This window comes from bacterium, assembly GCA_035380285.1.
Lineage (GTDB): Bacteria > Auribacterota > Erginobacteria > Erginobacterales > DAOSXE01 > DAOSXE01.
This window is the reverse complement of record DAOSXE010000006.1, coordinates 41,115-52,799: the sequence shown is the minus strand read 5'-3', so window position 1 is coordinate 52,799 and position 11,685 is coordinate 41,115. Positions and strand designations below refer to the sequence as shown.

Annotated in this window: 12 protein-coding genes; all 12 read left to right on the top strand. The window is 60.5% G+C overall.

Annotation, left to right across the window (positions count from 1 at the left end):
- Positions 1 to 17 precede the first annotated feature (17 nt).
- The gene (locus tag PLZ73_03535) at positions 18 to 2,525 is read left to right on the top strand and encodes an FAD-dependent oxidoreductase (protein HOO76938.1); all 2,508 of its coding nucleotides are present in this window, start codon (positions 18 to 20) and stop codon (positions 2,523 to 2,525) included.
- Positions 2,526 to 2,588: 63 nt separating this feature from the next.
- Positions 2,589 to 3,455 (top strand): FAD binding domain-containing protein, encoded by an 867-nt coding sequence (locus PLZ73_03530; protein ID HOO76937.1) that lies wholly within the window; start codon positions 2,589 to 2,591, stop codon positions 3,453 to 3,455.
- Positions 3,452 to 3,940: a (2Fe-2S)-binding protein gene (locus PLZ73_03525; protein HOO76936.1), complete on the top strand. Its 489-nt coding sequence runs from the start codon at positions 3,452 to 3,454 to the stop codon at positions 3,938 to 3,940. Before PLZ73_03530 ends, PLZ73_03525 begins: the two co-directional genes overlap by 4 nt.
- A 23-nt stretch (positions 3,941 to 3,963) precedes the next feature.
- Positions 3,964 to 6,291 (top strand): molybdopterin-dependent oxidoreductase, encoded by a 2,328-nt coding sequence (locus tag PLZ73_03520; GenBank protein HOO76935.1) that lies wholly within the window; start codon positions 3,964 to 3,966, stop codon positions 6,289 to 6,291.
- Between the two features lie 41 nt (positions 6,292 to 6,332).
- On the top strand, positions 6,333 to 6,569 hold the full coding sequence (locus PLZ73_03515; GenBank protein ID HOO76934.1) for a hypothetical protein: 237 nt from the start codon (positions 6,333 to 6,335) through the stop codon (positions 6,567 to 6,569).
- A gap of 16 nt (positions 6,570 to 6,585) precedes the next feature.
- Complete coding sequence (locus tag PLZ73_03510) at positions 6,586 to 7,215, top strand: flavodoxin family protein (protein ID HOO76933.1); 630 nt, start codon at positions 6,586 to 6,588, stop codon at positions 7,213 to 7,215.
- Positions 7,212 to 8,354: a cysteine desulfurase family protein gene (locus PLZ73_03505; GenBank protein HOO76932.1), complete on the top strand. Its 1,143-nt coding sequence runs from the start codon at positions 7,212 to 7,214 to the stop codon at positions 8,352 to 8,354. Before PLZ73_03510 ends, PLZ73_03505 begins: the two co-directional genes overlap by 4 nt.
- 174 nt (positions 8,355 to 8,528) lie before the next feature.
- Positions 8,529 to 8,990, top strand: coding sequence for a tetratricopeptide repeat protein (locus tag PLZ73_03500; protein ID HOO76931.1), 462 nt, complete (start codon positions 8,529 to 8,531; stop codon positions 8,988 to 8,990).
- Between the two features lie 49 nt (positions 8,991 to 9,039).
- Positions 9,040 to 9,480: a pyridoxamine 5'-phosphate oxidase family protein gene (locus PLZ73_03495; protein HOO76930.1), complete on the top strand. Its 441-nt coding sequence runs from the start codon at positions 9,040 to 9,042 to the stop codon at positions 9,478 to 9,480.
- Positions 9,477 to 10,214: a DUF364 domain-containing protein gene (locus tag PLZ73_03490; protein ID HOO76929.1), complete on the top strand. Its 738-nt coding sequence runs from the start codon at positions 9,477 to 9,479 to the stop codon at positions 10,212 to 10,214. The genes PLZ73_03495 and PLZ73_03490 overlap by 4 nt, the downstream gene beginning before the upstream one ends.
- Before the next feature lie 237 nt (positions 10,215 to 10,451).
- Entirely contained in the window at positions 10,452 to 10,895 is a 444-nt protein-coding gene (locus PLZ73_03485; protein ID HOO76928.1) for an iron-sulfur cluster assembly scaffold protein, read from the top strand.
- 7 nt (positions 10,896 to 10,902) lie between these two features.
- On the top strand, positions 10,903 to 11,685 hold the full coding sequence (locus tag PLZ73_03480) for a TatD family hydrolase (protein HOO76927.1): 783 nt from the start codon (positions 10,903 to 10,905) through the stop codon (positions 11,683 to 11,685).

Sequence of the window (11,685 nt, the reverse complement as noted above, 5' to 3'; positions counted from 1 at the left end):
CCCGGGAGGAGGAAGTCATGGGAAAAGATACGATGAAAATGTCCGACGCCCAGTTCAAACGCGAGTTGGAGCGTTGCGAATATTGCGAAGAAAAACCCTGCCGTAACGGCTGCGGAAATGAAAACGGTTGCCCGGCGGGTGTTTCTCCCACCGATTTCATCATGGCGGCGCGCGGCGGCAAGCCTTCGGATATCCGTCGCGCCGCGGCCATGATCATGGCCGCCAATCCCTTCGGCGGGGTTTGCGGTCAAGTCTGTCCCGATTGGCACTGTCAACGCACATGCGTTCACGAAGATCTCGACCGGCCCATCGAAATACCCACGCTTCAAGCCGACATTATCGCCCGCGCCCGGGAAATCGGAGTGATGCCCCGATTTGTTCCGGCGGCTTCCACCGGTAAAAAAATCGCGGTCATCGGCGCGGGGCCGGCCGGCATGAGCGCGGCGGCGGTCCTGGGTTCCGCCGGACATAGCGTGGACGTTTTCGAGAAGACCGGGAGGCCCGGCGGAGCCGCGCGCACCATTCCGGACTATCGCCTTGACTCTCAGGTTCTGGAGGAAGATATCCGGTTCTGTCTTTCCCTGGGAAAGATCGGTCTCAAACTGGAAGTCTCCGTCGATCGCCCCGAATCTTTGCTTGGAGAAGGCTACGACGCCGTAATCGTGGCCGTGGGGAGGTGGGAGCCGGTGCGCATGGGTATTCAAAACGAAGAACTGGCCATCCCGGCGATCGATTTTCTGCTGCAGCCGGGCGCTTTTGTGGTTTCTGGCCGGGTGGCAGTGGTCGGGGGAGGCGCCGTTGCCGCCGATTGCGCGGTGGTGGCGAAACGAGCCGGCGCCGACTATGTCGAGATGTTCGCCCTGGAAAGCCTCGGGGAAATGCCCCTGACCTCCCGGGAGTTTCAGGAGTTGCAGGAAAACGGAGTCGATATCAACGGAAGGACCAGAGTGACCGGCATAGTGGCCGAACACGGTGCCGTCAGCGGATTGGAAACGACCAAGGTCGCCATTCCTCCCGATCGCTGTTTCAGCCTCGACTGCGTCAGCGACCTGGCCGGTTGTTCCCAGGAGCGCCGGGGGATCGATACGGTTATTATCGCCATCGGAACCCGGACGGCGTATCCCCGCTGCGATAACCCGGCCGTGTTTTCCGCGGGCGATTATGTCTTGGGACCGTCCACCGTGGTGGAGGCCGTGGCCTCGGGCAAGCAGGCCGCCGCCGCGGTCGAAGCCTTTCTTTCCGGAAGCGAGACGGTTGCCGCCGGCCGTCCCAATAAATCCGAACTGATGTTGGACGGATACGACTTCCTGCCGGTTTCGCTGGACACCGATTTCTTCGGAAAAACGCTGGTCAATCCGTTCCTGCTTTCGGCCGCGCCTCCCAGCGACGGTTTGGAGCAGATGAAGAAGGCTTATGAAGCCGGTTGGGCCGGGGGGATTATGAAGACCTCATTCGACGGTCTTCCCATCCATATCCCGGGTGAATACATGTTCCAGTTCGACGATGAGACGTTCGCCAATTGCGATAATGTCTCCGGTCATACTCTTGACCGGGTCTGCGCCGAGATCGGCCAACTTAACCGGCTTTACCCGGATCGGCTGACCGGGGCATCCACCGGAGGGACGGTCTCGGGCAACGACGAGGAAGATAAAAAAACCTGGCAGGCGAATACCCGGAAACTCGAAGCGGCGGGAGCGCAAGTGATCGAGTACAGTCTCTCCTGCCCCCAGGGAGGGGAGGGAGCCGAGGGGGATATCGTCTCCCAGGATGCGGCTCTCACCTGCAAAATCATCGGTTGGGTACTCGAAATCGGCGATCCTGACATCCCCAAGCTCTTCAAATTGACACCGGCCGTGACCGAGATATCGACCATCGTCAAAGCCATCCAAACGGTATTCGACCGTTATCCGAAGTCGAAGGCAGGAATCACTCTGGGGAATACATTCCCTTCCATGGATTTTCGGTGGATGGAGAAGAAACAGTGGGAAGAAGGCGCGGTGGTCGGGATGAGCGGCGCCGCCATCGCCCCCATCAATTATCTTTCCTTGGCCAAGATCGGCAACCTCGGGGTTCATGTTTCGGGCAACGGGGGTCCCATGGACTACATGGCCGCCGCGCATTTTCTGGCTTTGGGCACCAGAACCGTCCAATTCTGCACCATCGCCGAGCGTTTCGGGGTGGGGATCATCCGGGAACTCTGCCAGGGGCTGAGCCACCTGATGCAGGACCGCGGGATCGGTTCCGTCGCCGAACTGATCGGAATCGCATTGCCGAACCCCATCCGGGATTTCATGGAATTGTCGGCGGTTAAGAAGATATCGTCGGTGAACGAGGACCTCTGCGTTCATTGCGGAAACTGCACGCGCTGCCCGTACCTGGCCATAGAATTGAATCGGGATATGCTTCCGGAGACCGATCCCGAACGCTGTATCGGTTGCGGGATGTGTACCTTCCTCTGCCCCGCGGGAGCGCTCTCTCTCCGGGAACGGACAGCCGAAGAAGCCGAAAAATTGAAGGAAGATTAATCGCCGCGCCGGGTTCGGCGCGGTATGAAATTGGAAAACCAACCAGCGAGGAGTTGTTGTGCCATGATACGTTTGACTTCCCTGCAGAGGGTCTCCTTCCCTCGGACGGTGGAGGAGGCCGGAGCCGCCCTGGCCGCGGCCGAGGGCAGGGCTGTTCCTATTGCCGGAGGGATCACTTTCGCCTTCGCTCCGTACAACCGGGCCGAAGAACTGGTGAGTCTTTCCCGGCTGCCGCTTGATTTTATAGCCAAATCCGGAAAATCTCTCCGAGTGGGAGCCATGACCCGGATCAACGATCTTCTGGAATCGCGTCCGGTCGCCTCCTACGCCGACGGCATACTTACGGCGGTCGCTTCCCGGATAGGATCCACGCTCAACCGGAACCTGATCACCGTGGGGGGCAATATTTCCCAGCCGTTTATCTGGTGCGATCTGCCGGTGGCCCTCATGGCGCTGAAGGCGGATATAGTCACCGGCGGGGCCGTATCCCGGAGCTTGTCGGCGGATGAATTTTTTGCCCGCCCGCCGCGCCAGATCCTGAAGACGGGCGAATTGGTCACGGAGGTGGTCTTCCCCTCCCTCGAGAACGGGACCGTCGCTCGTTATCGCGATTTTACGCTGACCGAGAACGATTTCGCTCTGATCAAGGTCGCCGCCGCGGTCCGGATCGTTAAGGGCAGGTGCCGGGAAATCTCCTTGGTGGTGGGGGGGGCCTCGGCACTGCCGCAACGCCTGGAAAAGGTGGAAGCGGTGGTGAGGGGAACGAAGATTACGGCACCGGTTCTGGCCAAAGCCTCGGCTGCGGCCGAGGCCGAGGTCAGGGTGATTAAGGATATCCGGTGCACTCTGAAATATAAGAAAGTTCTTTGCGGGGTTTTGGTCCGGGATATCCTGGAACGTCTGTCGCGGGGGGAGGAGGGAGGACGATGATACCTATCTCGATAAGCATCAACGGACTGAAGAAAAGCCTGGAGGTTCGTCCCGCGGAATCGCTGTTGGATTTGCTGCGGCGGTCGGGGTATAAAAGTCCGAAATTCGGGTGCGGGGAAGGAGCTTGCGGGGCCTGTACCGTGCTTTTGGACGGTCGGCCGGTCAACTCCTGCCTGGTGTTGGCCGCCACCGCCGACGGTCGGGAGGTGGTGACCCTCGAGAGTCTCGGCGACCAGCAGCGTCCCCATCCGATCCAGCAGGCATTCATGGACGCCGGGGCCATTCAGTGCGGTTTCTGTACGCCCGGGATGATTCTTGCCGCCAAGGCTCTGCTGGATCGGAAGGCCAATCCGACCGAAGACGAGATACGCCGGGCGTTGGACGGGAATCTCTGCCGATGCACCGGCTACGAACAGATATTTTCGGGTGTCAAGATGGCGGCGCAACGCCTCCGGGCCTCGGGCAAATCGGCCAAGAAGAAGTAAGGGTTCAACCGTTGGAAGAACAGATGAAGAGAAAAATATTTTCTGAAGTTAGCAAGGGCGTGCGCAAAGTAGACGCCGTGGCGCTGGCGACGGGCCAGCCGGTCTATACGGATGATTTCGATATCCCCGGAATGCTGCACGGGAAAATACTGCGCAGTCCCTTGGCGCATGCGCGGATAAAATCGATCAGGACCACCAAGGCGCGAAGGATGCCCGGCGTGGAAGCGGTCATCACCTGGCGGGATGTGCCCCGGATAGCGGTGACGACCGCGGGGCAGGGCTATCCCGAACCTTCTCCTTACGATAAGTTCATTTTCGACAACAAGGTGAGGTTCGTGGGGGACGAAGTGGCGCTGGTGGTGGCGGACACGGAGGAAGCCGCCGAACGCGCTTTGGGGGCGATCGAGGTTGAATACGAGGAACTCGAGCCTCTTCTGGACGTGCGCAAAGCACTGAAGAAAGGCGCTCCTGTCGTCCACGATGAAAAGGATTGCCGCGTAATAATTCCCATCCCCTACGAACCCCGGCGCAATTTGGTGGCTCGGGTGGACGCCGCCATCGGTAACGTCGATAAGGCCTACAAAGCCTCGGAGATCAGGATCGACCGGGAATATGAAAACCATATATCGGCGCACTCCGCCATCGAGCCGCACTGTTCGCTGGCGTATCTCGATCCCAACGGACGTTTGACCATCGTTTCTTCGACGCAGGTCCCGTACCACGTACGGAGAATCGTCGCCCGGGCTATGGATATTCCGGTCAAACGGGTCCGGGTCATCAAGCCCCGCTTGGGAGGCGGTTTCGGGAGCAAGCAGGACATCGTTTTGGAACCATATGTCGCCGCCGCGACTCTGAAGACGGGCAAACCGGTCAAGATCCGCATGACCAGGGAAGAAGTTTTCGTCTCCAGTCGCACCCGGCACGGCATGGTGACCAACATTAAAATCGGGGCAGGCCGCGACGGCACGATCAACGCCATCGATCTTCACGCCCTGTCCAATACGGGCGCTTACGGCAACCATGGCCTGACGGTTGCCTGCAATGTCGGGATGCGGACGTTGGTCATGTTCGCCTGTTCGAACATGCGTTTTACCAGCGATGTCGCTTACACCAACCTCCCCAACGCCGGAGCTTACCGGGGTTACGGAGGGACCCAGGGCATCTTGCCGACGGCCTGCGCCATCGACGAGTTGGCGGTGAAACTGGGGATGGATCCGGTGGACGTGCTTTTGAAAAACATCATCGCTCCCGGCGCCGAAGTCCCGATTCTCAATGAACTGGGGGAGGGTGCCACCACCGGAGCCCCGAGGATCGGGTCGTTCGAACTAGCCGCTTGCCTTCGGGTCGGCTCCCGGGAATTCGGATGGAAGCGGAAACTGGCCCGGAAAAAGGATTCGGGGCGTTATCGCCGGGGAGTAGGCATGTCCCCGATGATTCAGGGGTCCTCGATCCCATATATCGACATGGCCTCCGCCTTCATCAAGATGAACGACGACGGTTCATTCAATCTTAATCTGGGGGCCACCGATATCGGCCAGGGCTCCGATACGGTTCTGGCCCAGATCGCCGCCGAGACGTTGACCGTCGCCACCGACGATATTATCGTCTACGCTTCCGATACCGACCTGACTCCCTTCGACGTCGGCGCTTACGCTTCCTCGACGACGTATCTTTCCGGCCGGGCGGTGAAGAAAACGGCGGAAAAAGTCAAAGAATTGATCCTCAAAGTCGGTGCGGAGATGCTGGAGACGTCCCCTGACCGGGTCCGGCTGGAAAAAGCGAAGGTGATCGGTTCCGACGGAGCTTCCGTGACCCTGAAACAGGTCGGGACATATTCGCTCTATGAAAAGCACCAGTTTCAGATCGCCGCGTGCGAATCGAGCACGTCCGAGGAATCTCCTCCTCCGACCGCAGCCCATTTCGTCGAGATCGAGGTCGATACCCTGACGGGCCGGATCAAGGTTCTTTCTTATCTGCAGGCGGTGGAATGCGGAACTCCCATCAATCCGGCTCTTTGCCACGGACAGGTGATGGGAGCCGTCGTCAACGGACTGAGCTACGCGTTGGTGGAACGGTTCATCTTCAATTCCAGGGGCAAGCTGCTCAATCCGAATTACGATTACTTCAAGATCTTCTGCAGCCGTGACCGCCTCCCCATCAAAACCATCTTCGTGCCTTCCTACGAGGAAACGGGTCCCTATGGAGCGAAGAGCGTGGGGGAAGTCTGTATCAACGGTCCGATGCCGGCGATCTCCAACGCCATTTATAACGCGCTGGGGATCAGAATGTTCTCCGCCCCCTTCACTCCCGAAAAAGTGCTGGATGCCATCGCCAAACAGGGAATGAAATAAGCCCGCATCCGCTTTCCGGCCGCCGGGCAATGTGTGGAGTCATGCGTGTCAGCATCGAACTGAGGGGCCCGCTTCGGGCCCCCGAGGGAGGGAAGAATCTCTCCCTGGAACTTCCCTCCGGGGTAACGGTGCAGGAAGCGCTGGCGAAATCGCTGAAGTACCCCCCGGAACAGATTCGCCACCTGCTGGTGACGCGTGACGGAGAGTCCTTGCCCTTATCGCGGAAGCTTTTGGAGGATTCCCGTATTCAGGTTTTTCTGCGCTTGGGGGGCGGTTGAACGCCGGGGACCCTTCATGAAAGTAATGGCCGTAAGGGGTAGCCCCCGCCGGGGGGGGAACAGCGACATCCTCTTGAACGCTTTCAAAGAGGGGGTCGAGATCGGGGGGAAAAGCCGCTGGGAGGAAATCACGGTCTCGGATCTCAGGTTCGCTCCTTGTTGCGGCAACGGGGCGTGTGCTTCGAGCGGCGAATGCGTATACACCGACGATGCCTCCCGGTTTTTCAGCACTATCCGGGAGAAAGATGCTTTGGTCGTGGCGGCGCCTGTTTATTTTTACGGGTTTCCCGGACCGCTCAAATCTTTGATGGATCGAGCGCAGGCTTCCTGGGCTTCCGGCCCCATGCCCGCCGGGCTTCCCCGCCCCGGTCTGGCTCTGCTGGCGGGAGCGACGGGGGGGCGGCTTCTTTTTGACGGAATGCTGCGGACCCTGCGGTATTTTTTCGCCGCCGTCGGTTTTACGCTGGAAGGGGGGGTCCTTTGCCGAAGGGTTGACGGTTCCGGAGAGATCCGGCGCGTATCCGATATCCTGGCTTCGGCTCGGAACCTCGGGGAAGAGTTGGCGAACATGCCGGTGAGACCGTCTTCGGGACCCGAGTTCGGCTACCGCTGTTTCGAAGGTATTGCCGGAGGAAACCGGCGGTGAGCGCATTGCGGGTATATCTCGATCATAACGCCAGCACCCCGGTCCGCCCGGAAGTGGCGGAAATCATGCGCGCGGCGGCGGAAGTGATTTCCGCCAACCCTTCGTCGCTGCATGCTTCTGGCCGCCTGGCCCGGGAGAAGATCGAAGACGCCCGGTTTCGGGTCGGACGCGCGCTCGGCTGCCTCCCCGAAGAGATTATTTTTACCGGAGGCGGTTCGGAGGCGGATAACCTGGCGATCAAGGGATCGGTTGGAGCCCGTGGCGGCGGCCATATCGTCACCACCGCGATCGAGCATCCGGCGGTCCTCAACCCCTGTCGTTATCTTGAATCGACCGACTGTACGGTAACGCGGGTGAAACCCGATGCGTTCGGGATGATCGACCCCGAAGCGGTGGCGGCCGCGGTCCGGTCGGAAACCGTTTTGGTCTCGGTGATGGCGGCAAACAACGAGGTGGGGACGGTGCAGCCGGTGCGGGAGATCATGAAACTCCTGTCCCCGCGGGGGGTTTTATTGCATGTCGATGCCATTCAGGCCGTAGGCAAAATTCCGGTAGAGTGCCCGCCGGGAGACATGATGGCCGTTTCCGCTCATAAAATCGGGGGTCCCAAAGGGGTGGGCGCTCTATACTGCAGATCCGGCCTCGAACTGCATTCGCTCATACATGGAGGGGGGCAGGAGGACGGTCGCCGGTCGGGGACCGAGAACGTGGCGGGGATCATCGGGTTCGCCCTGGCTTTGGAATTGGCGGTCGCAGAGGTGCGGAAATACGGAGACAGGGTGTCATCGCTTCGCGACCGGCTCGAAACCATGATAGAAAGTTCGCTTCCGGGTGTTTCCTTCAACGGGCACCGGACGGCAAGGCTTCCCAATACCCTCAACCTGTCGTTTGCGGGCGTTGACGGCGAGGCGTTGGTACTGGGTCTGGACGCGCGGGGTGTCGAAGTTTCGACCGGGTCCGCCTGTTCCTCGGGGAAATTGGAGCCATCGCACGTGCTCACCGCCATGGGGTTCGGACCGGAACGCGCCCAGAGCGCTGTCCGCTTCTCGTTAGGAGCCGCCACGGTCGAAGAAGAAATCCGCGTTGCCGCCGAAGCCGTTGTCGAAGTTGTCCGCAGCCTGCGCGGGCGCTCGCGTTGATCGGCCCAGGGCCCCTCGCCGGCCGGGGGTTCCGGAGATGGGATTGCTCCCCGTATGCGGCCGTGGTATCCTACACAGCAGGAACGGCCGCGATGGCGCATTTGCCGCCGGCCGCAATATTCAATTTCCAGCGTAAGACGGTCGCGCGTTTTACCAACAGCAAGGGGGACGGGGATGAAATCTATCTCGAGCGCGATTCTGGTGGCTTTGGCTCTCGGGTTCCTGGGTTTGCGGCCGCCGCCGGCCCGGGCGCAGGAGGACAGCGATTACTACGCCGATTACGAGGACGGCAAGGACCTGTTTTACGCCGGCGAATACGATAAGGCGCGGCGAAAGTTCGAAAATGTGCTCGATCAGCGCGACAACCATCGCGGGGCCAACCAGTATCTGGGACGGATTTACCTCAAGGAGAAGAATTACTCCAAGGCTATTAAATACCTGGAGGACTGCCTTAAGGAAACGACCGGCGATTACCGTAAAATCCCTCTTTCTTTTCTGGCTGAAGCGTACGAAGGAGCCGGCAACCGCCGCAAGGCGCTCTCCACCTGGCAGGAATATTTGAGATATGCCGATCCCGGGAGCGAGTGGGAACAGAAGGCCAAGGACAGGATCAAAGCCTTGGGGGGAACCATCTGATCGACCGCCTCCGCGTCTGTAGGTTTTCCGAGAACGCTCGCCGGAGACTATGGATTTCAGCGTAGAAATGGAGAAGATGCTGCTCGAGGCCAATGTGGTCACGGTAGCGACGGTTGATCCTCTCGGTCGGCCCAACATTTCCCTGAAAAGCGTGGTTTCGGTTTCCCGCGAAGATCCGAGCATAGGTTATCTCGAACTGTACGACGGGCGCACGGCGCGTAACGTCGATAGCAACCCCCGTATCTGCCTGGCGGTCAGCAACGTTCGGGATTTTCACGGGTATCGGTTCGCCGGGCCGGTAACCGTTGTCGATCGGGGCCCGGTTTTTCAGGAGATGGCGGCCAAGTGGGTGGAAAAACGACGCCGGCTGCTCAGCCTGCGGATCCAGGACAACATCCGCAAGGGGTATACCGGCAAGGGTTCGGAGGCGCAGTTTCCATCCCCCCGCTCGGTGGTGTTTCTGAAAGTGGAGGAGATCCGCCCGTTGTGAACGCGATCGGCGTCTATCCCCGTCTCCAGGGCTACTTCAGGAATCTGGTGGAAGAAAACGGGTGGGAGGCGGATGAAATTCTGGTCGAAGGGCGTCCGCTGACCCCGCGGGAAGGAATCGGAACGCCGGCACGGTCCGACTTCCCCATCCTCATAGGAGTCGAGCGCCTGGTCGAAGCCCGATTCAAGGATGCCCGGGGGCACGCCTTCACCGACGATTGGGGGAATTTCCGGGGTCCCCTGCGCGAAGTCGCGGGGATGTCCCTGGGTAGCAACCGCTCCCGCGCCGTCTTCGTCGCCGCCCTGAACGCGGTTATGGCTCACCTTGGGCTCGTCGACCGGCCCGTGCACTGCCGTGACCGAGGGCCCGAGGAATGCGCCATGGGTTTGGAATCTTTCCTGGCCGGCCGCCCTCGGGTCGAGCGTGTCGCCTTGATCGGCTTACAGCCGGCCCTGTTGGAGGCTCTTTCCCGCCTTCGCCGGGTGCGCGTCAGCGATATGAACCCCGACAATTGGGGAAGGCTGAAATCCGGGGTGAAGGTCGAACGAGGGGAAAAGGCTCCGGACCTGCTGGATTGGTGCGATCTGGCCCTGGTGACCGGCACCACGCTGGTCAACGGAACCATCGAGCCGTTTTTGGAGACGCCGTGCCCGGTCGTATTTTACGGGGTGACGATTGCCGCCGCGGCGTCGATCCTGAACCTTGAACGCTATTGTCCGGCGGGGCTCGCCTGAAGGGATCTCTTCTTTGTCCACGTACCAGCGCCAATGCCGGGAATGGGCGGAGACGGCTTCGGATTGTTGCGGGGGGATTCATGCTTTTTCTCCGATGGGTTCGGAACCGCCGCGGCCCGTCTGCGTCGCCGTAGCCAATTTGCAGCGGAGTTCGTGGTTCCCGGCCGCCGACGGTTTTTCGCCCTATCGGGTTTGTAAACCCTGCATTGATGCTATCGGGGATAGGAGGCGCGCGCGATGAACGAACAGGAACGGATGGCGATAATCGCCGAGGAAATCAAGAAAGCCGTCCGGGGTAAGCTCAAGGAGGTTTATCCCCCCCGCGCCTGGGAATACATCGAGAACCCCGTCAATCTCGGCCCGGTAGTCAGGGCCAATGGTTTCGGCATTCTCAAGGGGCTGTGCGGCGACACCATGCGGATCTATTTGAAGATCGAGTCGGGAACGATCAGCGAAGCCACCTTCGAAACGGACGGCTGCGAGGCCACCCTCGCGGCCGGTTGCGCCGTCACTCAGTTGGCGCGAGGGCGGACGCTGGCTGAAGCCCTGGCCCTCTCCCCCGCGGCGGTTTTGGAAGATCTCGGCGGGCTGCCGGACGATCACCTGCACTGCGCAATCCTGGCTTCCAACACTCTGATGAACGCCGTCGCCAACTACCTGATCCTGAACGCGGGTTCTTGAAGCGGAAATGGAACTCTTCGATTGTCATGCTCATCTCGACGAACTTCGCGATCTTCAGAAGGCCTTGGCCGGGGCGGTCTCGGCCGGAGTCTGCGGAATCGTCGGCGTGGGGATCAATGCCGCGTCCAACTCCCGGATTTTGGATATAGCCTCTTCCTCCCCGGTTGCGGTTTACCCGGCGATCGGGCTCTACCCGGACGAGGTCGAACCCGGGGAACTGCAACGGGTTCTCGAGCAGATCGAAACCCACAGGGAAAAGTTGGTCGCCCTGGGGGAGATCGGCCTTGATTATTGGATCAAGCCCTTGCGCAAGAAGCAGCCGGGCCGGGAGGAGAAGAAGCAACTGCAGATCGAAGCGTTCCGTCTGCAGCTGAGGACGGCCAGGCGCTTGGATCTGCCGGTAATCGTCCACAGCCGGGGCGCCTGGCGCGACGCTTTCGCCTGTGTCCGGGAAGAAAAGATCCCCAGGGCGATTTTCCATTGGTACACCGGCCCGCGGGAGGTTCTGAAAGAGATAATCGAGGCCGGATACCTGATATCGGCAACGCCCGCGACCGGATACAGCCCGCCGCTTCGGGAGGCGTTGCGGACGGCTCCTTTGGAATCGGTGGTGCTGGAAACCGACTGCCCCGTTCCCGTCCGGGAGGATCGGGATTTCATCCCCACCGTGCCCGGAGACGTTCGGCGCTCGCTGACCGCCTTGGGGGCGCTCCGAGGGATAGATCCGGCGGAGTTGGCCGACATCACCACGGCCAACGCCAGGCGTTTCCTGGGGCTGAAAGTGGGATGA

Bases quoted from the DNA above. Each gene is read 5' to 3' on its own strand.
- PLZ73_03535 (HOO76938.1), top strand. From the start codon at position 18: ATGGGAAAAGATACGATGAAAATGTCCGACGCCCAGTTCAAACGCGAG.
- PLZ73_03530 (HOO76937.1), top strand. From the start codon at position 2,589: ATGATACGTTTGACTTCCCTGCAGAGGGTCTCCTTCCCTCGGACGGTG.
- PLZ73_03525 (HOO76936.1), top strand. From the start codon at position 3,452: ATGATACCTATCTCGATAAGCATCAACGGACTGAAGAAAAGCCTGGAG.
- PLZ73_03520 (HOO76935.1), top strand. From the start codon at position 3,964: ATGAAGAGAAAAATATTTTCTGAAGTTAGCAAGGGCGTGCGCAAAGTA.
- PLZ73_03515 (HOO76934.1), top strand. From the start codon at position 6,333: ATGCGTGTCAGCATCGAACTGAGGGGCCCGCTTCGGGCCCCCGAGGGA.
- PLZ73_03510 (HOO76933.1), top strand. From the start codon at position 6,586: ATGAAAGTAATGGCCGTAAGGGGTAGCCCCCGCCGGGGGGGGAACAGC.
- PLZ73_03500 (HOO76931.1), top strand. From the start codon at position 8,529: ATGAAATCTATCTCGAGCGCGATTCTGGTGGCTTTGGCTCTCGGGTTC.
- PLZ73_03495 (HOO76930.1), top strand. From the start codon at position 9,040: ATGGATTTCAGCGTAGAAATGGAGAAGATGCTGCTCGAGGCCAATGTG.
- PLZ73_03485 (HOO76928.1), top strand. From the start codon at position 10,452: ATGAACGAACAGGAACGGATGGCGATAATCGCCGAGGAAATCAAGAAA.
- PLZ73_03480 (HOO76927.1), top strand. From the start codon at position 10,903: ATGGAACTCTTCGATTGTCATGCTCATCTCGACGAACTTCGCGATCTT.